Below are 20,616 nucleotides of genomic sequence, written 5' to 3' on the forward strand. Positions count from 1 at the left end.
GGGGTCGCCCGTGTTGCCGATCATCACGATCGGCGGGGCGGCGGGGGCGTTGATGTGGTGGGCGGGAGTGCCCTTGACCGCGGCCGACCTTCTCGGGAACCGGCGGGCGTATTCGGCGCCCGCCAGGTGCCGTACGAGAAGCCGAAGTAGTTCAGCTTGCTCGGTGCGGGCGCCGTCCTCTCTGAAGCCCGGGCCGGACGGCAGGTGAACGCGCAACCGCCCGGGGGCGTCGCCCCGGGCGGTCGGCACGGCGAGGTGCAGGCTCAAGCCTTCTTGACCACGCTGGACTTGAGCTGCATGGCCCCGAAACCGTCGACCTTGCAGTCGATGTCGTGGCCGTCCACGCCGTCGACGATGCGGATGTTGCGCACCCTGGTACCCGCCTTGATCCCGCTCGGGCTGCCCTTGACCTTCAGGGTCTTGACCACCGTCACGGTGTCACCGTCGGCGAGGACGTTGCCGACCGCGTCCCTGGTCACCTTGTCTCCGGTGTCATTCGAGGATTCCTCGGACGGCGACCATTCGTGCCCGCACTCGGGGCAGACCAGGAGCGCACCCGACTCATAGGTGTACGCGCTGGAGCATTCGGGGCAGGGCGGAAGGTTGTCACTCATGGCAAGGTCTTTCCGTAGTGGAGCTGGTACGTGCGTCCGTTGGTGATCAGGTGGGCCAGCCGCAGGTGGGCCAGCCGTCGCTGCGCCACCCCTGCTGACCATCCTCGCCGTCGAAGCGGCGGACCGCGTCCGGGCCCAGCCCGTCGGCTTGCGGGCGGACGATGCCGCTAGAGCCGAGCCCCGGGGTCAGTTCCACGACCACGGTCAGGGGAAGGCGCATCACCCGGGTTCCTTGCTGAACTCGGGAGCGGTGGCGGGGTTCGGGAGCAGATCCTGGTTCTGCCGGGTGGTGCCCGACGGCAGCACCCCCGCCAGCTCCAGGTGGGTGCGGGCGCCCTGGATCGCCTCCGGGGTGGTGGCGTAGTCCCTGCCGTTGTGCCGCAGCAGTTCCAGAGCGCCGACGGAGTCCAGGACCTGGCGCTGGCCGGTGCGTATGCCGGAGGCCAGGACGAGGATGCCGCGCCGGTTCAGCTTCTCGACGGCGTCCTTGAGGACCAGGGCGCCGGTGGCGTCCATGGTCGACACCCGCGACATGCGCAGGATGACGACCCGTACGTCGGCCACGTCGGTCAGCTCCAGCAGGAAGCGGTGCGCGGCGGCGAAGAAGACCGGACCGTCGATGCGGTACGCGACGATGTGCTCGGCCAGCAGCGCGTGTTCCTCGGCACTGTGGTCGCCCCGGTCGAGCGGCACTTGGTCGAATCGGGCCTGGTTGGCCACGGCGCGCAGGGCGAGGACGCCGGCCACGGCCAGGCCGATGACCACCGCGTACACGAGGTCGAGGGCGAGGGTGGCCACCGCGGTGAGGACGAGGATCAGCGCGTCGGATCGGGTGGCCTTCGCCATGGCTTTCAGCGAGCCGACCTCGACCATGCGGACCGCGGTGGCCAGCAGCACGCCAGCGAGGGCGGCGAGGGGGATCGTCGAGACCAGGGGCGCCGCGGCGAAGACGATCACTGCGAGGATCGCGGCGTGGGTGAGGGAGGCCAGCCGGGAACCGGCGCCCGTGCGGACGTTGACTGCGGTCCGGGCGATCGCGCCGGTCGCGGGCACCCCGCCGAACAGCGGGGCGGCGATGTTGGCCAGTCCCTGGCCGAACAACTCGCGGTCGGGGTCGTGCTTCTGCCCCACGGTCATACCGTCCGCGACCGAGGCGGACAGCAGGGACTCCAGGGCCGCCAGCGCCGCCACCGCCACAGCCGGAGCGAGCAGGGTGCCGAGCGAGCCGAGATCCAGGAAACCGAGGGAGGGCGAGGGGAGCCCGGACGGCAGGTCACCGATCGGCTTCGCCGCGTCCAGGCCCGCGACCCGGGCGACGACCGTGGCCGCGACGACCGCGAGGAGGGAGAACGGGACGGTCGGTCGCCAGCGGGCGCCGATCAGCATGACCGCGGCCACCGACACCGCGAATCCGATGGCCGTCCAGTTCGGATGCCGCGCGAACTCCTCGACGGCCCGCCAGGCGACGACGAGCACACGGTCGCCCTCGGGCCTGGGCACGCCCAGCGCGCCCGGGATCTGCTGCAATCCGATCACGCAGGCGATACCCAGCGTGAAGCCCTCCACCACCGGTGCGGGCACGTACTGCATGTACTTGCCGGCCCGTAGCGCGGCCAGCGCCACGAGCATGACGCCCGCCAACAGCCCGACGGTCAGCACGCCCGTCGGCCCGTACTTGCCGACGATCGGCACCAGCACCACGGTCATGGCCCCGGTGGGACCCGAAACCTGGAGATTGGACCCGCCGAACACCGCGGCGAGCGCCCCGGCGACCACGGCGGTCGCCAGTCCCGCCTCCGCGCCGAGGCCGGAGGAGACGCCGAATCCGAGCGCGAGCGGCAGGGCCACGATGGCCACGGTGAGGCCGGCGAGCAGGTCCCGCCGGGGGGCGCGTCGTATGTCCGTCAGGTCGGCGCGGGTGGGCAGAAGTCCGGTGAACCGGGCCGCTGCCCGGCCGATGGGCAGGGTCATCGCGCGGGGACCTCGTTCTCCCGCAGCTCCGCCAGCAGCTCGCCCTGCCCGGCGAGCATCTCGGTGAGGATCCGGCGCGCGGCCTTCATGAGGTCGGCGACGTCCCCGCCGGCCAGCGCGTAGACGACGGTTGAGCCTTCCCGCGTCGCGGTGACGATCCCCGAGCGACGCAACACCGCCAGCTGCTGCGACAGGCCCGACGGCTCCACCTCGATGGCGGCCAGCAGCTCCCGCACCGGCTTCGGCCCCTCCTGCAGCAGCTCCAGCACCCGGATCCGTACGGGATGCCCCAGCATCCGGAAGAACTCGGCCTTGGCCTGGTACAGCGGAACGGACACGACCTCTAGGCCTCCCTACCCATGGTTTCCGCCCCTCCGGGCGGACGCGACTGCGCTGCGCCCGCGGCTACCGGTGGAGCAGGCGCAGCTACCTCAGCATGTATGGACTTGCGAAATTTTGCAATTCAGAAATCTGTGAGTTGTCCTCGGGTCGCCCTTCGGGCCGGTTCTCGGGTCGCCCTTCCACTTCGTGGGCGGTGATGCAGAAGGGTGGGCACGCCAGAGCTCGAAGAATCCCCCGGGGCGGGTGATGGCGGACCGGGTGGGGGCAGGGTGGCATGGTTCGAGCACACCCCGCCCGTGGGAGGTCGACATGTCCGGTCGTCGTTTCGCGCTCGCTCCGCGCTGGGCCGCACGCATGGCTGTTACCGCGGGCACCGGAGCGATCGTCGTCCTGCTGCTGTTCGGCGGGCTCGACAGCCTGTTGCTCGTCCTCGTGGGAGCCGCCGGGCTGGCGGTGACGGCGGCGGGAGTGTGGTGGGCGCTGGTGCACACCGGTCCGGTCAGAGTGCTGGCCGCGCTTCTGGCCATGGCCGCCCCCGCCGTCGTCGTCGTGCTCTACGTGGTGGCCGGGCTGCTGTGGGTGGTACTCGTGTCGCTCGCGCTGTGGGTACTGGCCGTCTTCTGCGGCCGGGTCGCACTGGCGGGCGCCGAGGCCGGCCCGGCAGAGCCCCGGGAACGCCCGGCGGTGCCGCCGCGGCGGCCATACCTGATCATGAACCCGCGTTCGGGGGGCGGCAAGGTGGGCCGGTTCCGGCTGCGGGAGAAGGCTGAGGCACTCGGCGCCGAGGTCCTCGTCCTGGACGTCACGCACCAGCAGGACGTGGCCGCACTCGCCCGCCGGGCCGCCGACGCGGGCGCCGACCTGCTCGGCGTCGCGGGAGGCGACGGCACCCAGGCCCTGGTCGCGGCCGTGGCGGCAGAGCGCGACCTGCCGTTCATGGTGATCTCCGCCGGTACCCGCAATCACTTCGCCCTGGACCTGGGGCTGGACAGGGACGACCCCTCGACCTGTCTCGACGCACTCACGGACGGCGTCGAACTCCGCATCGACCTGGGCTTCATCAACGACCGCGTGTTCGTGAACAACGCCTCGTTCGGTGCCTACGCGGCCGTCGTCCAGAGCCCCGCCTACCGCGACGACAAGGTCCACACCACCCTGCAGATGCTGCCCGATCTGCTGACGCACCAGTACGGACCGCGTCTCGTCGTGCGGGCCGGGCCAGGCGCCACCGTCGAGCAGCCACAGGCGGTGCTGGTCAGCAACAACCCCTACCGGACGGACGACCCGGCCGGGCTGGGCCGCCGGGACCGGCTGAACTCCGGCCACCTCGGGGTGCTCGGCGTCAAGGTCGACAGCGCCGCGCAGGCGGCGGGCATGCTCCGCGGTCACCGTGCACCCGGGCTCGCGCAGTTCACCGCCCAGGAGGTGGTCGTCGACGCCGACGAGGATGCGATCCCGGTCGGCGTGGACGGCGAGGCCCTGACCCTGTCGACTCCCGTGCGGTGCCGTATCCAGCCACGCGCCCTACGGGTCCGGGTTCCCCGCGAACGACCCGGCGTGCGGCCCGGCAGACCCCCGATGGACTGGCGTCGGGTGCGGCGACTGGCCCTGACGACGTTCCGGAGGGCCGCGGGACACGGCGGCGACCAACGGCCGAGATCACCTGGGACGAGACCCACGGGAACCTGATTCGGGCGTCGTCCGTCTCAGGGGCGTCGGGGGTAGTCAGGGTGATCGGCGTAAGGCGACGCAAGGTCGAGCAGGTCATCGCACGGCCAGGTCTCGCCGTCGTACTGGCAGTCGTCGCGGTTGTCCCACGGTCGTTCGGGGTCGCCCGTGGCAGGGCTGAGGACATGGCGGGCGACCACGCGTCGCTTGGCCTCGACCTCCCGCAGGACACGAGCCGGGTCGTGCAGCGCGACGTGCAGGGCGATCGCGGGATGGAAGCCGGAGAGTCCTCCTCGGCAGAAGTCGACCGTGTGCCCGTAAGCGGTCCACTCCCCGCAGCCGTCACCGTCGCAGCGTCGGGCCAGGTCGGCCTCCTCGTCCAGCCGTGCGTGGAGGAACGTCACCAGGTCTTGACTCATGAGGCCATGCTGGACGATGCGCCAGGTCCGGTCGCCTGATTTCCGTGCTGCGGGCGGGACCTGGTCAGCAGGCCGAGAGTGGAATGATCTCGCCGTGGCTGGTGTGATCACGGCGTCGGAGCCTTCCTGGACACCACCGTTCTCCGGGCCGAGCCCGCGCGCCTTCGGGAACCTGGTGACCATGCTGCCTCGCGCCCGTGCGGACTCGGTCCGCGAGGGCCGGTCGTGGAGCCTTGCGTTGGAGGGCCGGACCTTGCTGGTCACCGCGTATTGGCGGCACGTTGGTCCCCACCCGTGACCGCGCCGTCGCCGAGCGGTCGAGGTCCGGCGCCAAGGCCGCCATCGGCACGACCCTGACGATCGCCGATGGAGGCTGCCCGGGCACCGGAGTCGTCGTCCGGCCCCGCCGCGAACGCGGCCAGAGTGAACTCCGGCCCGCGTCGAGCACGTCCTCGCCCGCATGGTGATGTACGGGACAGCCCTTGGCGGGCCTGGTCACAGCGCGGCGTGGTGCAGCCAGGTCAGCAGGTCGTCGATGACCTCCTGGCTGTTGGTCTCGTTGAACAGTTCATGGCGGGCCCCCGGATACGTCCGGTACGTGAGGTCCGCGACGCCGGCCGAGCGGTAGCGCTTGACCAGCAGGTCACTGAGCCGGAGTCCTTCGTTGAGCGGGTCCATGTCTCCGACCATGACGCACAGGGGCAGCCCGGCCGGAGCGTCCTGGGGGTCGGCGAGCAGGGGCGTCGCTGCCGCGAGGTCCCCCATGGCCTGGGCGTCCAGGCTGAAGCCGCACAGCGGGTCCGCGAGGTAGGCGTCGACGGCGCGTTCGTCGCGGCTGAGCCAGTCGAAGGGGGTGCGGGCGGGCTCGAACGCCGCATTGAGCGCGCGCAGGGGGTTCGCGTCGGTGGTCTGTCCCGCGAGCATGAGGTCCACCGCTGTGGTGCCGGTCAGCGCGACGGCGTCGACGAGGTCGGCGTGCCGCAGCAGGTAATGCTGGGCCGCGAAGGACCCCAGGCTGTGGCTGATCAGTACCAGCGGGAGGCCCGGGTGCCGCTCGTGGGCGATGGCAGACAGGGCGGCCAGGTCCCCGACCAGCCGGTTCCAGCCGTCGTCACCGAGGTGCCCGGGCGAGGCGTGCCTGCTGAGTCCGTGTCCGCGGTGGTCGTTGGCGTAGACGACGAAGCCCTGCTCGACCAGGGCCGCGGCGAGCGGCGCATAGCGGCCGGCGTGCTCTCCCATGCCGTGGGCGATCTGCACGACGGCACGCGGGGATGTGCCGGGCCGCCATTCGTGCACGTGGATCGTGACACCGTCCGTGCTGTCGAAAGTGAACAACTCAACTCCTGAGGTGGGGATCCGGGCAGCGTCAGACGGGGTGTTCGCCGAGATAGCCGGCGACGATCCTGGCCTGGTCGGCACCGAGTTCCCGGGCCGCTGCGTGGGTGGTGATGTCGCCGTGGGAGAGGACGTAGCCGTGGTCCGCGATCTCCAGGGCCAGGCCGACATGCTGTTCGACGAGCAGTACTCCGCAGCCGGAGTCGTCCGCGTACCGCCGCACGACGGGAAGCAGCTCCTCCACGATGATGGGTGCCAGACCGAGGCTGAGTTCGTCGAGCAGGAGCAGTGTGGGGCGCCGGGCCAGTGCGCGCCCCATGGCGAGCATCTGTTGCTCGCCGCCGGACAGCAGGCCCGCCCGGCGGTCCTTGAGGCGGGACAGGACGGGGAAGTAGCGGTAGGCGGCTGCCTCGTCCAGGCGCTCTCCCCGATGGGCGAGGCGCAGATGTTCCGCCACGGTGAGAGAGGAGAAGATGCCCCGTCCCTCGGGGACATGGGCCATGCCGAGACGGGCCCGGGTGGCTGCCGGGATCCTGTCCAGGGGCGTACCGGCGAAGGTGATCGTGCCGGCCATGGGACGCAGCAGTGCGGAGATGGCCTTGAGCGTGGTCGATTTCCCCGCTCCGTTGGCTCCGAGCAGGGCCACGACCTGTCCTGCCTCCACGGTCAGGTCGACGTCGCGGACGACAGGGGCACCGTCGTATCCGGCGGTGAGTCCGCTCACCTCGAGAACAGGGGTGCTCATGAAGGCTCCGGTGTGCTGGTGGCGGCCTCGGACGGGCCGGGGGTGGACGGTGTGCCGGCGTGCTGCCGGGATGCGGCGGTGGGCCGGACTGCGGAGGCCCCCAGGTAGGCGGTGACGACCGCGGGGTCGGTGCGGACCCGGGCGGGTGGCCCGGAGGCGATGACCTTGCCGAATTCCAGGACGACCACGTGGTCACAGATGCCCATGACGAGACTCATGTCGTGGTCGATCAGGAGCAGTGATGTGCCGTCGTCCGCGACGGCACGCAGCCGGCGTCCGAGTTCGGCGCTCTCCGCCGTGTCCAGCCCGGCGGCGGGTTCGTCGAGGCAGACCACGCGCGGCCGGGCGGCCAGGGCCCGGGCCACGCCGACGAGTTTGCGCTGGCCTTGGGACAGTTGCCGGGCCGAGGCGTGCGCGAGATCCTCCAGCCCCAGGGCCGCCAGGGCCTCCGCGGCGGCGGAGTCGGGGGACACCCGACGGCCCAGGGTTTCGCCGAAAGCCCTCCACCAGCTCGGCCGGTCCGCCGTGATCTGGAGGTTCTCCACGACCGTGAGGTCCTCGAAGAGCTCACTGCTCTGGAACGTACGGGCGAGGCCGCGTCGTGCTCGCATGTGCGGCGGCAGACCGGTGAGGTCCCGGCCGTCCAGCTCCACCCTTCCGCTCGCCGTGACGAGGCCGGTGACGGCATCCACGAAAGTGGTCTTGCCCGCCCCGTTCGGGCCGATCAGCCCGACGAGCCGGCCTTGCCCGACCTCCAGGGACACCTCGCTCAGTGCGTGCACGCCGCCGTAACTGACGCTGACCGACTGGACCGACAGGACGTTCACGAGGCGACCTCCGAGGTGTCGAGCGCGGTGGGTGCGTGGTGGCCCGCGGCGGGATTCCGGTCGTCCGGCGCACTCACCCGGGCCGCGGCCCGCGCGGCTCTTCTCGCCGTTCTGCGGCGGTGGTTGGCGCCCGCGATTCCGTCGGGGTTGGCGATCAGCGTCACGATCAGGGACACCCCGCCGAACAGCAGCGCCCAGGTCCCCTTGATCCCGAACCATGTGTCCAGGGCGTGCGGCAGCAGCGCCTCGGTCGACATCAGTCCCGCGATCACGGCCCCGGACACCATGGTGATGCCGCCGATGTAGGCGAAGCCGATGAGGCTCAGCGCGGCGAGCGCGGTGAACCGGGCCGCGCTGACAGAGCCGAAGTTGTAGCCGTACAGGGTGCCGGCGACGCTGGCGATGAAGGAGCTGATCGCGAAGGCGGCGATCTTCACGGCCCGTACGTCGACTCCCGACGCCGCCGCGGCCCGTTCGTTGGACCGGACGGCGAGCATGCGCCTGCCGAGACCGGTGCGCCGCAGATGGGCGACGTACAGTCCGAGACAGACGGTGACGGCCAGCACGAGGAATCCGAACATCGGGCTGGGCTCGTTGCCGTCCAGACCGCGGAAGTCCGCTCCCGGGCCGAGGTTCACCCCGAACAGCCGCGGCGGGGGCACGGACACACCGGCGGTGCCGCCGAAGGAGGTGTTCCCGAACAGGGCCTGCTCCATGGCCAGGGCGGCGGCCAGGGTGACGACGGCGAGGCTCACACCGCGCACCCGGAGGGCCGAGACACCCGCGGCCACGCCGAGCAGTGTGGCCAGCAGGGTGGCGCCGAGGGCGTCGAAGGGGAAGGGGACGCGCAACTGGACCGCGAGGTGGGAGAGGGCGAAGCCCGCGGTGCCGGAGAGGGCCAGCTGCATCACGGAGATCTGTCCCACGTAGCCGGTGATGACGACGTACGACAGGACGATGACCATGCCGATCATCGAGTTGGTGAGCGCCTGGCGGAAGTCGAACGGCAGGACCACCAGGGCCACCGCGGCCACGACCGCGGCCGACAGGGCCGGACGGAGCAGCCGTTCGGGCAGGGGGACGGCGGGCAGCCGCTGTTCCACGGCTTCCCCGCGGCGCGGCAGGCCGGCGCTCCGGACGTAGAGGGCGACCACCATCAGGACGAAGACCAGGAGCTGCTGAAGTCCCGGCATGGCGTTGCCGTTGTCGGTCGGGAACCAGCTCTGCGTGGAGAGGTAGTACACGATCGACTGCAGCACCCCGATGAGGATGCCCGCGGTGCAGGCGATCCACAGCGACGTGAAACCGGCGAAGAGGGCGGCCGCGAGAGCAGGGACGACCTGGAGCGGCAGGGTGAGGGAGTCGACCTGGACGATGGGCGCGGCCAGGACGCCGAGCAGGCCGGCGACCAGGGCGGCCAGGAGCGTGTTGGCCAGGGAGATCCCGTTCGGAGACAGGCCCGCGAGCAGCGCGGCCTGTTCGTTCTCCGACGCGGCGCGGGTGGCGAGGCCGAACCGGCTCCACCGGTACAGGGCGCCCAGGGCCAGGGCGATCGCGACGACCAGGCCGGTCAGCAGGAACCGGTCTGCCGGCGTGGTGATGCCGAGCACGGTGACGGTCTCGCCGGGGAGGACGCTCGGTGCCTGCTGGGGCTGGGTGCCGAAGACCAGCAGCACCGTGGCCTGCAGGGTGAGCAGGATGCCGAGCGAGGCGGCGAGCTTGGCGAGCGGTGAGACGGTGCGCAGCGGCCGGAACACCGCCACCTCGATGAGGACTCCGACGGCGAGCGCGGCCACGAGCGCTCCGACGAGAGCGGCCGCGGTCGGCAGGGTGAATCCGAAGAACCCGGAGGCGAGCGCCCAGAAGATGTAGGCCGAGGCCATGGCGACGGCTCCGGTGGACAGGTTGATGATGCCCGAGCCCCGGTAGGTCACCACGACGCCGAGCGCGATACCGGCGATCAACGCTCCCTGGCCGAGTCCGAGCACGGCGAAGAGCAGGATCTGATCCATGCATGACTCCTGTCATGGCTGGGGGAGTGCCGTGGCGGCACGGTGCGCCGTCGGGGAGGGACGGCCGCACCGTTGCCACGGGGGTGAGCCCGAAGGCCCGTGGGAGTGGTGGGCGCAGGGCTCACCGGGGCGGGCGGATCCAGTCGGTCAGCGGCTTGAACTGGCCCTTGCCCTGGTACTGGTAGAACCGCGCCTGGTCGTTGCAGACCGCGGGGGCGTCCTGGTACTTGCCGCACTTGACCTCGGCGGCGCCCATGATCACCGGCCCGGTGAACTTCCTCAGTTGCTCGGTGACCGTCGCGGGGGTGATCTTGTCGGGGCCGACGGCGTCGAAGATCTTGGCGTACGTCAGCACCGTGCTCCAGGCCAGCGGTGCGAAGACCTTGGCTGCGGTCTCCTGCGTCAGCCCCACCTGTGCCGAGGTGGTCAGGAACGCCTTGGAGTCCGCTGCCGAGGAGTCGGCGGTCAGCGTCTGGGCGACCCCGTACGTCCAGGTGGGCAGGTCGCCGCCGAGACCCTGGGCGACGTCCGCGGACATGCACAGGGGGGTCGAGACCACCGGCTTGGTGACCCCCAGTTGCTTGAGGGCCTTGGCCACGCCGACGCAACCGGAACCCACGGTGATGGGGACGACGACGTCGGCCGTGCTCGCCCCCGCCGCGGTGACCGGGCCGATGAGATCGGTGGCCTGGGCGTCGAATCCGACGGACTTCACCTTCAGTCCGGCGGCCTCGAGGCCCTTCACCGCCGCGCCGGAGGCGATCTTGTCTCCCGGCGTGTTCGTGTGGATCACCGCCGCGGTCTTCGCCTTGAGCACATCACGGGAGTACGTCCCCCAGTCGCCGAAGATGTGCGGCAGGTCGCCGAAGGTGCTGAAGGTGTTCTTCGCCGTGGACAGGGTGGGGCCCGTCGCCACGCCGACCAGTACCGGCTTCCTGCCCGCGATCACGGCGTTGAAGGAGGCGTCACCGACGTAGAGATTGCCGACACCGATGGCGGAGACACTCGGGTCGCCGAGCAGTTGCTGGCCGCACTTCTGCCCCTCCTCCTCGGCCGACACCACGGCGCAGACCTTCAGCTCCAGCGGGTGCCCGCCGATCCCGCCCAGCTTCTCGTTGACGTACTTCACGGCGGCGCGGGCGCCCGCGGTCGCCTCGGGGTTGCCTCCGGGGCCGCCCTCCACGTTCACCCAGCCCAGGCCGACCGGGGAAAGGCTTCCGTCGGCCTTGCCCGCCTTGCCCGCCACGTAATCCAGGTAGTCGGTCACGACGGCGCTCGACGGGCGCGAGTCCGTGGCGGAGGAGGCCGCCTGGGAGTCGGCGGGCGATGTGGACGCGGGTGTGCTCGGACCTCCGCACGCCGAGACGCCCAGCAGGGACGTCATGACGGCGGAGACGAGGACAAGCGTTCGGGGACCTGAGGTTGCGGGCATGCGGGATCCTCCGTACTGGGAACAGGGCAGGGCAGTGCCCGGCGGGGCATGCGGAAGGAGAGACGCGAGGCAGCGAGAAGCCCGAGGTCGGCCCGGGGTGACCGGCGCGGCGGACTGGCTCGAAGAGGCGCGAAAGGCCTGATCATTTGGCCTTTCGAGCTTTCGTAACTTTCTTACGGAGCTGGAATCTAGGTGTAGGCTTTCCGTCGTGTCAACGCCTCGGTGACACCGAATTAACGATCAGGCAATGGGGAGGGGCAGGGCATGACAACGGAAGCTGGGCGGCGCCGGCTCCCGCGGCGTTCCCTTGAGGAGACGCGGGCGCTGATGCTCGAAGCGGCCACCAAGCTCGTGTGCGTGGGCACGGGCGACACCAGTGAGGCAGCCGTCTCCGCCGCCCTCGCCCATGTCCGCGTGAAGCAGGTCACCGAGGAAGCCACGCGCATCATGCGGGAGCGGCTCGGCGACGACCGGGCACCGGCGATCACGACCGGATCGATCTACCAGATCTGGCCGGCGCAGGCGGATTTCCAGGCGGAACTCCTCTTCCATCTCACGAGCCGCCAGGCCGAGTTGGTCCCGAGCCTGCCGGACAGCATCCGCCGCTTCGAGGAAGCGATCGACAAGGGCATCACGTGGCAGGAGGCACTCAACGACGTGCTCACCCACAACCACGAGAACCACCGCATCGACCCCATCTACCGCGTGATGCTCGGCTTCTACGCCAGCGCGGCCAACCCGCGGGTGCGTGAGGCCCTGGGGCATTACGGCGATTCGTTCACCGCGATCGCCTGCGAGGCGTACGAGGCCCTGCTCGACGCGTACGGACTGCGGATGCGCGTGCCCTACAAGGTCGAACACCTCGCCACCACGCTCGCGGCCCTGCTCGACGGCTTCCATATGCGATGGATCGCCGGATACGCCGATCTGGCCGACCCGGAGCACCAGGAGGGCTGGTCCCTCCTGACCCGGGCCGCCGTCACGCTGTTCGACCAGTTCACCGAGCCGACCCCGCCGACCGGCACCCCGGGGCAGGCCGAGGAGACCCCGGACACACCGACCTGACGCCGGTGACGACGTCCAGCTCGGGCTGTTGGTAGAGCTCTGCTTCGTCCCAGCCCGCCGGGGCGGCGGCAGCACCTGGAAGGTGAGAGGCCCTCGGGGCCGTCGGCGCCGGCGAACAGGGTGAAGAAGATCCCGCGGGCCGCGTCGCCGCACGCCCCGTGCCGGACCGGCTCCCGGTCGCCCGGTCAGCCCTGCCGCTCTCGCGCGCGCACCAGACCGGACTCGTAGGCGATGACGACGAGTTGGGCGCGGTCCCGGGCGTTCAGCTTGGCCATGGCCCGGTTGGCATGGGTCTTGACCGTGACCCGGGTGACGAAGAGGCGTTCGGCGATCTCGTCGTTCGACAGGCCCGCGGCGACCAGTGTCAGCACCTCCCGTTCCCTGGGCGTGAGGGAGGCCAGCCGACCGGGGTCGACGAGATCGCCGGGGGCGGGCTGGGAGAGGGCTCGGGCGATGAGGCCCTTGGTCGCCGCGGGGGAGAGCAGCGCCTCGTCCGCGGCCACCAGCCGGACGGCGTCCAGGAGTTGCGCGGGTTCGACGCCCTTGCCCAGGAAGCCGCTCGCACCGGCCCGGAGCGCCTCGATGACGAGGTGGTCCTCCTCGAAGGTGGTGAGGACGAGGACCCTGACTCCGGCGAGGTCCTCGTCCTCGGCGATCAGACGGGTGGCCTCGATACCGTCCACCTCGGGCATCCGGATGTCCATCACCACGACGTCGGCCCGCTCGGACCGGGCCAGTCGCACCGCCTCCCGTCCGTCGGAGGCCTCCCCGACGACCTCCAGGTCCTGCTGTGCGTCGATGAGCAGCCGGAAGGTGCCCCGGAGGAGGGCCTGATCGTCGGCGAGCAGGACGCGAATCGTCATGGGCGGTTCTTCCTCACGGGGTGTCAGACGGCGGCGGGGTGAAGCGGGAGGGGGAGTTCGGCCACCACCTGGAATCCGCCCTCCGGACGTGGACCGGCCGTGACGGTCCCGCCGATCGCGACGGCCCGCTCGCGCATTGCCGAGCAGCGCGACGACGACGGTCAGCCCGGCGAAGAGCACGGCGCGGCCGGAGGTGTCGAGGGCCTTGGCGGTCGCCTCGGCCACGCCCATGCCCGCCGTCAGATGGGCACGCTGACGGTTGACGATGAACAGGGCGTAGTCGATGCCCACACCCAGGCCGATCAGTGAACCGAGGGTCAGTGTGGTGTCGGAGAGCGTGATGACGTGGCTGAGGAGGATCACGGTGACCGCGGACGTCCCGACGCCGACGACTGCTGTGACGATGGGCAGGGCCGCCACCCACACCGCCCGGAAGACGAACAGCAGCACCACGAAGGCGAGGACGATGCCCATGGCGTCGGCGACGGCGTTCGGCTCGGGGTTGACGGTGAAGGCCTGCCCGTTCAGCGCGATGCGCAGGCTCGCCGACTCCCGGGCGGTCGCGAGTTCCCTCACGTGGTCGATCTGCGCGTCGGAGACGTTCTCGTCGAACGCGACCGTGGCGTAGGCCGTGCCGCCGTCCTCGCTGACCTGCGCCCTGCCGTCAGACGCATAGGGGCTGGTCACGGCGGCGACCCCGGGGGCGCCGGCGATGTGCTCCAGCACCCCGGACATCGCCCTCTCGGCCACGGGACCGGTGACCTTGCCGTCCGTGGACTGCCAGACGACCCGGCCGCTCCTGCCCGCCGCGCTGTTCGACGACTGCTGCAGCAGGGCCGTCGCCTTGGCCGAGTCGGTGTCCTGCGAGATCGGGCTGTTGCCGAAGTCGTTGCCGGCCGCGCCGACCGCCGCGCCGAGGGTGAGCAACAGCCCCACCCAGGCCAGGACGACGACGAGCCGGTGCCTGTGGCACCAGCGGGCGAGAGGTGACATCGACGAGCCTTTCCGGAAAACGCCATGAGGTCGGGCCGACTCTCGCGGCCCGCACTCACGGTCGCAGCTCCCCGGACCGTCGTCGTCGGCCGCTCGCAGGCACTTGCGCCTACTGCGCTCGCAGCAGGAGGCGCGACGCGAGGAGGCGGTGACCGACGACCAGGGGCGGCGTGCGGGTGCGGGGAGCGCCCAGCCCGGCACGGTGGATGCCGACGTGGAGACTGCTGCGAGACTCGCAAGGTGAGCGACGCGAAAGAGACCTCCCGTCAGGCCCTGCTGCGCCGGGGCTTCTTGCTGGAATACGTGACCTTGGGCTGGAACGGGGTCGGCATCGTGGTGCTGGCGGTCGCTGCCCTCGCGGCGAAGTCGGTGGCACTGGCCGGTTTCGGCCTGGACTCGCTGGTCGAGATCGGCGCCTCGACCGTGGTGATCTGGGAGTTGTCCGGCACCGGTGAGGACCGCCGGCGCCGTGCCCTGCGGCTGATCGGTGTCGGCTTCGCGCTGCTGGCCGGGTATCTGCTGGTGCAGTCGACGTGGGTGCTGATCAGCGGCTTCCGCCCGCACCACGCGCCGCTCGGGATCGGGTGGACCGCGCTGACGGCTGTCGTGATGTTCGCCCTGGCCTTCGGCAAGGCCCGTACCGGTGCCGCACTGGACAACCCGGTGCTGAGGATCGAGGGCCGCGTCACCCTGATCGACGGGCTGCTCGCGTCCGCGGTGCTGCTCGGCCTGGTCCTCAATGCCATGGCCGGGCTCTGGTGGGCGGATCCGGCAGCCGGTTACGTGCTCGTGTACTACGCGGCCCGCGAAGCGAAGGAGATCCTCGGAGACCACTGACAGCGGTTGCCGTGGTGCCACGTCGTCACTCCAGGTCGGGGTTCGGGAGGTCGGGTTCGGGCCCGCCCGGCGAGGTGCGAGGCGCAGCCGCGCGCCGCTCGTGGGTTCGGCGTGGCCTAACGTGGCGCCCGAGGAAGATCGGTCGGTTTCCGCGGGCGCCGTGCGCGGCCGCGCCACCAGGAGGTGTCGATGGCCACCCTGCAAGGCCTGGACCGTGGGCTTCGGGCTCTGGACCTCATCTCCCTGGCGGCCGACGGTCTGACGGTGGCGGACCTGGCGGCGCGACTGGAGATCGATCGGGCCGTCGCGTACCGGATCGTGCAGACGCTGGAGGAGCACGCGATGGTCTCCCGGCAGGGCAAGCGGGTGAGGCTCGGGGCCGGAGCCGCCACCCTCGCGGGGCGGTTCCGGCATCAGCTGGTGCGGGCGGCCCAGCCGGTGCTCCAGGAGCTGGCCGACGCCACCGGTACCTCCGCCTTTCTGACGGTGGCGCACGGCGCGCGGGAGTGCGTTCCCGTCGCGGGCGCGCAGCCGACCGTCCAGCACGGGCCGGTCCAGGTGGGTTACCGCATCGGTGTCCGGCATCCGCTGGAGCGCGGGGCGAACGGCATCGCCATCCTCGCGTTGCAGCCACCCCTGCCGGACGAGCCGGAGGGGATCGTGCGGGCGCGGGAGCTGGGCTACAGCGTCACCTCGGGACAACTCCAGCAGGGCGCCACCGGAATCGCGGCGGGGTTCGAGGTCCCGGGCGCGGTCGGCGCCTCGGTCGGCGTGGTGGCCACGCACGCGTTCGACGTCGAGACGGTCGCCGCCGAGGTGAAGCAGGCGGCCGCGCGGCTGGCGTCGCTCGGCGAGGCCTGACGGCGCAGGGCGTCACCGGGCGCCGCGGCAGGCGGGGATCACCCCCCTCGCAGTCAGGCGGGGCGTTTTCCAGGGGCGCAGCACCACAGTGCAGTGCAGTGCAGTGCTGGTGCACGGGCGCCGCGGGCCGTGTCCACGGCGGCCCCGCACTCAGGTCACGCCACAATTGTGGCCAATTTCAGCCGTCAACGAGCACGGAATGCCACGGTAGTTGACACCTCCTGTCCCTGGGCAGCAGGATCAGGACGCCGCGTGAAGGCGGCACGGGCAAGAGGGGTGACCTCCCGATGGCGTTTCAGGCAGGAGGACAGCGGTTGGTACCGCGGTCCGTCCCCGACACTCTCGAGGCCCAGGCGTATCTGCACGACTACGCCACCTACCTGGAGGCCGTTCCCTTCCCGTCCGTGGTCCTCGACCACCGCTGGGACGTGGTCCTGGCCAACACGGCTTTCGAGACGCTCTTCGGAGGCGTGAGCCCGCACCCCACGGCCCTGCCCTGGGACAACTTCCTGCGGTTCGTCCTCTTCCACCCGGACGCGTCGTCCGTCCTCGCCGACCACGAGTCGGGCTGGTGCCTGCCGATGCTCGCCTGCTTCTCGGCGGCCGTGGAGCGGCACGGGCACGACGCCGGGCTGCAGGCGATCCGGCGGGAGATCGCGCAGGACCCCATCATGGAGGCCGCCTACCGCCAGGGTCTGCCGCACTGGATCCGTGCGGTCGGCGAGGTCGCCGTGGAACTCGACGGGGCGGTCCGCTCGCTGCACCACCCCGACGTCCGCCGGGGCGACACCGCGTGTCGTGTCGTCGTCGAGACTCCGACCCCCCTCCTCGACATGGGGTACAGACGGCTGACGCTGGTGCTGCGCGAGCCGCGCCCGATGCCCGCGCGTCGCGGAACCCGTCGTTCCACGACACGACGCACAGCGAGCCACCTCAGCGTGGTCCCCGCCCCCCGGGTCTGACCGGGCACCGTCGGCGTTCAGGTCGCCGACGGCGCCCTGGTCAGCGGGCGCGGCCGTCGTGGGTGACGAGACCGACGCCGTGACTCGGCTCGGCCGAGGTCCCGGCCGGCACCGGGATTGACCCGGTGGTGCTCCGGGGAGGACCCGGGGTGACAGCGTGGTCGGTGATGTGCCGGTGAGGGCGGTATCGGGGACGAGCCGCGCCTTGCCCGGTGCAGGGCGGGAAGATCGATGGATCGGTACAGCAGACGGCCGGAGCCCGTGGTCGCGCAGGCCGGCACGACGGCCGACCCGGGCCTGTTCACCCCCGCGAGCGTGACGTGGCAGATGCACGGCGACCCCATGCTGTGGGTCGCGGGCATCCGTGCCCTCTATCTCCAGGCCCTCCATCCCCGTGCCGTGCGCGGCGTGATGGAGAACTCCGACTTCCGGCGCGACGCCTGGGGCCGGCTCATGCGCACGGCGAACTTCGTCGGCACCACGACGTACGGCACCACGGAGGCCGCCGAGAAGGCGGGCGCCCGGGTCCGCAGGATCCACCGGCTGCTCTCGGCCACCGACCCCGGCACCGGCGAGCGGTATCCGGTCGACGAACCCGAGCTGCTGCTGTGGGTGCACTGCGCCGAGATCGACTCCTATCTGCACGTCCTGCGCCGCTCCGGCTATCCCCTCACCGACGCCGCCGCCGACCGGTACGTCCGCGAACACCGGGTCAGCGCCCGCCTGGTGGGCCTCGACCCCGCCGACGTGCCGGCCGACCGGGCCGCGATGGACGCCTACTTCGCGCAGGTACGGCCCCGCCTCGCCGCCGGCGCCGACGCCCTGGCGGTGGACGACTTCCTGCGCAGCCCGCCCACGCACCCCCTGCTCGTCCCGGCGCGCGCCCTGCTGTGGCGGCGCGTGGCGCGTCTCGCCTACGCCTCGCTCCCGCCGTACGCCCACGAGCTGTACGGCAGACCGGCCCCTCGCCCCGCCGCCGTCACCCGGGAACTGCGTGCCGTGGGCGCCCTGCTGCGCCGCGTCCCCGCCCGCGTACGCTGGCAGCTCCCGCCCCAGCACATCCTGCGCGCCATGGCGAGACTGGGCCCCGAGGCCCGGCCCGCACCGCACAAGGTCCCGCTGTAGCCGGCCGCGCGGGAAGGGCCCCGGCTCCCGCGCCGCTCAGCCCCAGCCCAGTTCCGTGTACGGCCGCCCGCTCCGGATGCCGTCGATCGCCGCTCGCGCGTAGTCGACCATCGGCTCCGGGAGCGCGTCCAGGGGCCACCAGGCCCAGCTCAGGCACTTGTCCGGTTCCATGAGCCGCGGCTCGCCGGCCCAGCGGCGGGCGCGGAACACGAGCTGGATGCGGGGGCGCCGCCGGAAGCCGTTGTCGACGTGGACGGTGTGCACCAGCTCCACGTCCGCCGGGTCGATCTCCAGGCCGGCCTCCTCCCTGGCCTCCCGCACCAGACAGGTCACGGCCGACTCCTGTTCGCAGTGCCCGGCCAGGAAGTGGTGGGTGCGGGGCGCGAAGGCGGCGTCCGGATGGCGCAGCCCGAGCAGGATCTCGCCGTCGCGCTCCAGGTAGAGGTGGACGCCCAGGACGTGCGGGGCCTCCCGCCGCACCGGCACGCTCGCGTCGCCCCGGTGCAGGGCGAGCACCTCGGCCGCCGACGGCGCCATGACGAGATGCCGTACGGTCGCGGCGTCGAAGAAGGCGAACATGATGCCCTCGCCGACCGGGATCCGTGCCGGGTCGCCGTCCCAACGCCCGAGGAACACCGTGGTGTCGTTGACGACCGTGAACCGGGTCATCCCCTCGATCACCAGCCCGGTCTCCTCCAGCAGCTCCCGCGCGACCGCCTCCTCCGGCGTCTCGTCCCCCTCCCGTGCCCCGCCCGGCAGCGACCAGGTGCCCGGATCCCAGATCGCCTTGTACGCGTCCCGCAGATGCAGCAGGTACTGCCCCCGCTCGTTGACCAGGAGCGCGGCCGTCTGGCTCGGCTCATTGCCCATGGGATCCCCCCTCGTATCCAAGCCGGCGTAGATCGTGTTACGAAGAACCATGCCTGCTCACGAGGGACACCACACCTACGACGCCGTAGTCGTCGGCGGCGGACACAACGGCCTGGTCGCCGCCGCCTACCTGGCCCGGGCCGGACGGTCCGTGCTGGTGCTGGAACGGCTCGACCACACCGGCGGCGCCGCCGTCTCCACCCGCCCCTTCGCCGGTGTCGACGCCCGCCTCTCGCGCTACTCCTACCTGGTCAGCCTGCTGCCGCGGAAGATCGTGGACGACCTCGGCCTGCGCTTCCGCGTCCAAGGGCGCACGATCTCCTCGTACACCCCCGTCGAGCGCGCCGGACGCCCGACGGGGCTCCTCGTCGGCGGGGGAGAGGACCGCACCCGGGAGGCCTTCGCCCGGCTCACGGGGGGCGAGCGCGAGTACGCGTCCTGGCAGCGCTTCTACGGCATGACCGGGCGCGTCGCCCGGCGGGTCTTCCCCACGCTCACCGAACCCCTGCCCGGCCGGGACGAGCTGCGCCGCCGCATCGACGACGAGGACGCCTGGCGCACGCTGTTCGAGGAGCCGATCGGCGCCGCCGTGGAGGCGAACTTCAGCGACGACCTCGTACGGGGCGTGGTCCTCACCGACGCCCTCATCGGCACCTTCGCCGACGCCCACGACCCCTCCCTCAAGCAGAACCGCTGCTTCCTCTACCACGTCATCGGCGGCGGCACCGGGGCCTGGGACGTGCCCGTCGGCGGGATGGGCGCCCTCACCGACGCCCTGGCCGCCGCCGCGCGCGACGCCGGAGCCGTCCTCGCCACCGGCCACGAGGCCGTCCGTATCGCCACCGACGGCCACCACGCCGAGGTCACCTGGCGCACCGCCGACGGCGAGGGCGTCACCGCCGCCCGGCACGTCCTGGTGGGCGCCTCCCCGCAGGCCCTCGCCGCGCTCACCGGCGACGCGCCGCCCGCCCCCGCCGAGGGCGCCCAGCTCAAGGTGAACATGCTGCTCAAGCGGCTGCCCCGGCTGCGGGACGGCTCGGTCGACCCGCGCGAGGCGTTCGCCGGCACCTTCCACATCGCCGAGGGCTACGAGCAGCTCGCCACCGCCCACGCCCAGGCCGCCGCCGGTGAGCTGCCCGCCGCCCCGCCGTCCGAGATCTACTGCCACTCCCTGACCGACCCGACCATCCTCGGCCCCGACCTGGTCGCGCGGGGCTACCAGACCCTGACCCTGTTCGGCCTGCACACCCCGGCCCGGCTCTTCGCGCGCGACAACGACTCCGCCCGCGAGGCGCTCCTCAAGGCGACCCTCGCCCAGCTCGACGCCCACCTCGCCGAGCCGCTGGCCGACTGCCTCGCCCAGGACGCCGACGGGCGCCCCTGCATCGAGGCGAGAACCCCGCTCGACCTGGAACGCGACCTCGGGCTGCCCGGCGGCAACATCTTCCACCGTGACCTGTCCTGGCCGTACGCGGACGAGGCCACCGGCCGCTGGGGCGTGGAGACCCCGCACGCCAACGTCCTGCTGTGCGGGGCGGGCGCGGTCCGCGGGGGAGGGGTGAGCGGGGTGCCGGGGCACAACGCGGCGATGGCGGTCCTGGAGGCCGACCGGTAACGGCCGCCGCGGGCAGTAAATCTGACGGTCTATCAGAAAACCTCTTCCGTCGTCCGGCCC

At 71.8% G+C, this 20,616-nt stretch carries 19 protein-coding genes and 2 pseudogenes; 8 read left to right on the top strand and 13 right to left on the bottom strand.

All coding sequences use genetic code 11. The features are described 5' to 3' along the window. Positions 1 to 263: 263 nt before the first annotated feature. Genes AQJ58_RS35585 through AQJ58_RS35595 form a run of 4 tightly spaced genes read right to left on the bottom strand, consistent with a single transcriptional unit; the run spans position 264 to position 2,923 of the window. Positions 264 to 614 (bottom strand): zinc ribbon domain-containing protein YjdM, encoded by a 351-nt coding sequence (locus AQJ58_RS35585; protein ID WP_067257897.1) that lies wholly within the window; start codon positions 612 to 614, stop codon positions 264 to 266. Between the two features lie 46 nt (positions 615 to 660). After that, on the bottom strand, positions 661 to 834 hold the full coding sequence (locus AQJ58_RS43585; RefSeq protein WP_159056370.1) for a hypothetical protein: 174 nt from the start codon (positions 832 to 834) through the stop codon (positions 661 to 663). Then, a complete protein-coding gene (locus AQJ58_RS35590; protein WP_067257900.1) occupies positions 834 to 2,585 on the bottom strand; it encodes a SulP family inorganic anion transporter in 1,752 nt (583 codons plus the stop codon). Before AQJ58_RS35590 ends, AQJ58_RS43585 begins: the two co-directional genes overlap by 1 nt. Then, positions 2,582 to 2,923 (bottom strand): ArsR/SmtB family transcription factor, encoded by a 342-nt coding sequence (locus AQJ58_RS35595; protein ID WP_067257903.1) that lies wholly within the window; start codon positions 2,921 to 2,923, stop codon positions 2,582 to 2,584. Before AQJ58_RS35595 ends, AQJ58_RS35590 begins: the two co-directional genes overlap by 4 nt. A gap of 313 nt (positions 2,924 to 3,236) precedes the next feature. Here AQJ58_RS35595 and AQJ58_RS35600 point away from each other — a divergent pair, with 313 nt between their 5' ends. Beyond that, entirely contained in the window at positions 3,237 to 4,616 is a 1,380-nt protein-coding gene (locus AQJ58_RS35600; protein ID WP_067257906.1) for a diacylglycerol/lipid kinase family protein, read from the top strand. A 17-nt stretch (positions 4,617 to 4,633) separates the two neighbouring features. Here the strand turns inward: AQJ58_RS35600 and AQJ58_RS35605 are convergent, their stop codons facing one another. Continuing rightward, on the bottom strand, positions 4,634 to 5,014 hold the full coding sequence (locus tag AQJ58_RS35605; RefSeq protein WP_067257908.1) for a DUF6221 family protein: 381 nt from the start codon (positions 5,012 to 5,014) through the stop codon (positions 4,634 to 4,636). A 94-nt stretch (positions 5,015 to 5,108) separates the two neighbouring features. Between AQJ58_RS35605 and AQJ58_RS41955 the strand changes: the two are divergent. Then, positions 5,109 to 5,445: pseudogene (locus AQJ58_RS41955) on the top strand (IS5/IS1182 family transposase); the annotation flags it as partial. Positions 5,446 to 5,509: 64 nt separating this feature from the next. On the opposite strand, the gene AQJ58_RS35610 reads toward AQJ58_RS41955, so the two are convergent. From AQJ58_RS35610 to AQJ58_RS35630, 5 genes are all read right to left on the bottom strand, one after another. Beyond that, positions 5,510 to 6,349, bottom strand: coding sequence for an alpha/beta hydrolase (locus AQJ58_RS35610; RefSeq protein WP_067257911.1), 840 nt, complete (start codon positions 6,347 to 6,349; stop codon positions 5,510 to 5,512). Between the two features lie 31 nt (positions 6,350 to 6,380). Next, positions 6,381 to 7,094, bottom strand: a complete 714-nt coding sequence (locus tag AQJ58_RS35615; RefSeq protein ID WP_067257913.1) for an ABC transporter ATP-binding protein — start codon at positions 7,092 to 7,094, stop codon at positions 6,381 to 6,383. Continuing rightward, entirely contained in the window at positions 7,091 to 7,921 is an 831-nt protein-coding gene (locus AQJ58_RS35620) for an ABC transporter ATP-binding protein (RefSeq protein WP_067257915.1), read from the bottom strand. The genes AQJ58_RS35615 and AQJ58_RS35620 overlap by 4 nt, the downstream gene beginning before the upstream one ends. Continuing rightward, positions 7,918 to 9,933 (bottom strand): branched-chain amino acid ABC transporter permease, encoded by a 2,016-nt coding sequence (locus AQJ58_RS35625; protein WP_234360397.1) that lies wholly within the window; start codon positions 9,931 to 9,933, stop codon positions 7,918 to 7,920. Before AQJ58_RS35625 ends, AQJ58_RS35620 begins: the two co-directional genes overlap by 4 nt. Before the next feature lie 121 nt (positions 9,934 to 10,054). Beyond that, positions 10,055 to 11,365, bottom strand: a complete 1,311-nt coding sequence (locus AQJ58_RS35630; RefSeq protein ID WP_067257917.1) for an ABC transporter substrate-binding protein — start codon at positions 11,363 to 11,365, stop codon at positions 10,055 to 10,057. A gap of 264 nt (positions 11,366 to 11,629) precedes the next feature. Between AQJ58_RS35630 and AQJ58_RS35635 the strand changes: the two genes are divergently transcribed. Beyond that, on the top strand, positions 11,630 to 12,430 hold the full coding sequence (locus AQJ58_RS35635) for a hypothetical protein (RefSeq protein ID WP_067257919.1): 801 nt from the start codon (positions 11,630 to 11,632) through the stop codon (positions 12,428 to 12,430). Between the two features lie 185 nt (positions 12,431 to 12,615). On the opposite strand, the gene AQJ58_RS35640 is transcribed toward AQJ58_RS35635, so the two are convergent. Both AQJ58_RS35640 and AQJ58_RS35645 read right to left on the bottom strand, forming a co-directional pair. Next, complete coding sequence (locus AQJ58_RS35640; protein WP_067258178.1) at positions 12,616 to 13,293, bottom strand: response regulator; 678 nt, start codon at positions 13,291 to 13,293, stop codon at positions 12,616 to 12,618. 198 nt (positions 13,294 to 13,491) lie between these two features. Further along, a pseudogene (locus tag AQJ58_RS35645) lies at positions 13,492 to 14,286 on the bottom strand (MMPL family transporter); the annotation flags it as partial. Between the two features lie 240 nt (positions 14,287 to 14,526). Here AQJ58_RS35645 and AQJ58_RS35650 point away from each other — a divergent pair. From AQJ58_RS35650 to AQJ58_RS35665, 4 genes are all read left to right on the top strand, one after another. Beyond that, positions 14,527 to 15,123 carry a cation efflux transmembrane domain-containing protein gene (locus AQJ58_RS35650; RefSeq protein WP_067257921.1) on the top strand — a complete coding sequence of 199 codons (597 nt, stop codon included), beginning with the start codon at positions 14,527 to 14,529 and terminating at the stop codon, positions 15,121 to 15,123. 189 nt (positions 15,124 to 15,312) lie between these two features. Beyond that, positions 15,313 to 15,984 (top strand): IclR family transcriptional regulator, encoded by a 672-nt coding sequence (locus AQJ58_RS35655; RefSeq protein WP_067257923.1) that lies wholly within the window; start codon positions 15,313 to 15,315, stop codon positions 15,982 to 15,984. A gap of 287 nt (positions 15,985 to 16,271) precedes the next feature. Further along, complete coding sequence (locus tag AQJ58_RS35660; RefSeq protein WP_199844761.1) at positions 16,272 to 16,946, top strand: MmyB family transcriptional regulator; 675 nt, start codon at positions 16,272 to 16,274, stop codon at positions 16,944 to 16,946. A gap of 231 nt (positions 16,947 to 17,177) precedes the next feature. Then, positions 17,178 to 18,071, top strand: a complete 894-nt coding sequence (locus AQJ58_RS35665) for an oxygenase MpaB family protein (protein ID WP_067257928.1) — start codon at positions 17,178 to 17,180, stop codon at positions 18,069 to 18,071. 36 nt (positions 18,072 to 18,107) lie between these two features. Here the strand turns inward: AQJ58_RS35665 and AQJ58_RS35670 are convergent, their stop codons facing one another. Beyond that, the gene (locus AQJ58_RS35670; protein ID WP_067257931.1) at positions 18,108 to 18,941 is read right to left on the bottom strand and encodes an NUDIX hydrolase; all 834 of its coding nucleotides are present in this window, start codon (positions 18,939 to 18,941) and stop codon (positions 18,108 to 18,110) included. Positions 18,942 to 18,990: 49 nt separating this feature from the next. On the opposite strand from AQJ58_RS35670, the gene AQJ58_RS35675 reads away from it, so the two are divergent. Continuing rightward, positions 18,991 to 20,556 (top strand): phytoene desaturase family protein, encoded by a 1,566-nt coding sequence (locus tag AQJ58_RS35675; RefSeq protein ID WP_067257933.1) that lies wholly within the window; start codon positions 18,991 to 18,993, stop codon positions 20,554 to 20,556. Positions 20,557 to 20,616 lie beyond the last annotated feature (60 nt).

The sequence above is a fragment of the Streptomyces sp. DSM 15324 genome (assembly GCF_001514285.1).
In the GTDB taxonomy this organism is placed as follows: Bacteria; Actinomycetota; Actinomycetes; order Streptomycetales; family Streptomycetaceae; genus Streptomyces.

What these genes read in the sequence shown, in the direction of transcription:
- AQJ58_RS35585 (WP_067257897.1), bottom strand. Translation starts at nt 614, where the DNA reads ATGAGTGACAACCTTCCGCCCTGCCCCGAATGCTCCAGCGCGTACACC.
- AQJ58_RS43585 (WP_159056370.1), bottom strand. Translation starts at nt 834, where the DNA reads ATGCGCCTTCCCCTGACCGTGGTCGTGGAACTGACCCCGGGGCTCGGC.
- AQJ58_RS35590 (WP_067257900.1), bottom strand. Translation starts at nt 2,585, where the DNA reads ATGACCCTGCCCATCGGCCGGGCAGCGGCCCGGTTCACCGGACTTCTG.
- AQJ58_RS35600 (WP_067257906.1), top strand. Translation starts at nt 3,237, where the DNA reads ATGTCCGGTCGTCGTTTCGCGCTCGCTCCGCGCTGGGCCGCACGCATG.
- AQJ58_RS35605 (WP_067257908.1), bottom strand. Translation starts at nt 5,014, where the DNA reads ATGAGTCAAGACCTGGTGACGTTCCTCCACGCACGGCTGGACGAGGAG.
- AQJ58_RS35615 (WP_067257913.1), bottom strand. Translation starts at nt 7,094, where the DNA reads ATGAGCACCCCTGTTCTCGAGGTGAGCGGACTCACCGCCGGATACGAC.
- AQJ58_RS35625 (WP_234360397.1), bottom strand. Translation starts at nt 9,933, where the DNA reads ATGGATCAGATCCTGCTCTTCGCCGTGCTCGGACTCGGCCAGGGAGCG.
- AQJ58_RS35630 (WP_067257917.1), bottom strand. Translation starts at nt 11,365, where the DNA reads ATGCCCGCAACCTCAGGTCCCCGAACGCTTGTCCTCGTCTCCGCCGTC.
- AQJ58_RS35635 (WP_067257919.1), top strand. Translation starts at nt 11,630, where the DNA reads ATGACAACGGAAGCTGGGCGGCGCCGGCTCCCGCGGCGTTCCCTTGAG.
- AQJ58_RS35640 (WP_067258178.1), bottom strand. Translation starts at nt 13,293, where the DNA reads ATGACGATTCGCGTCCTGCTCGCCGACGATCAGGCCCTCCTCCGGGGC.
- AQJ58_RS35655 (WP_067257923.1), top strand. Translation starts at nt 15,313, where the DNA reads ATGGCCACCCTGCAAGGCCTGGACCGTGGGCTTCGGGCTCTGGACCTC.
- AQJ58_RS35660 (WP_199844761.1), top strand. Translation starts at nt 16,272, where the DNA reads ATGGCGTTTCAGGCAGGAGGACAGCGGTTGGTACCGCGGTCCGTCCCC.
- AQJ58_RS35665 (WP_067257928.1), top strand. Translation starts at nt 17,178, where the DNA reads ATGGATCGGTACAGCAGACGGCCGGAGCCCGTGGTCGCGCAGGCCGGC.
- AQJ58_RS35670 (WP_067257931.1), bottom strand. Translation starts at nt 18,941, where the DNA reads ATGGGCAATGAGCCGAGCCAGACGGCCGCGCTCCTGGTCAACGAGCGG.
- AQJ58_RS35675 (WP_067257933.1), top strand. Translation starts at nt 18,991, where the DNA reads ATGCCTGCTCACGAGGGACACCACACCTACGACGCCGTAGTCGTCGGC.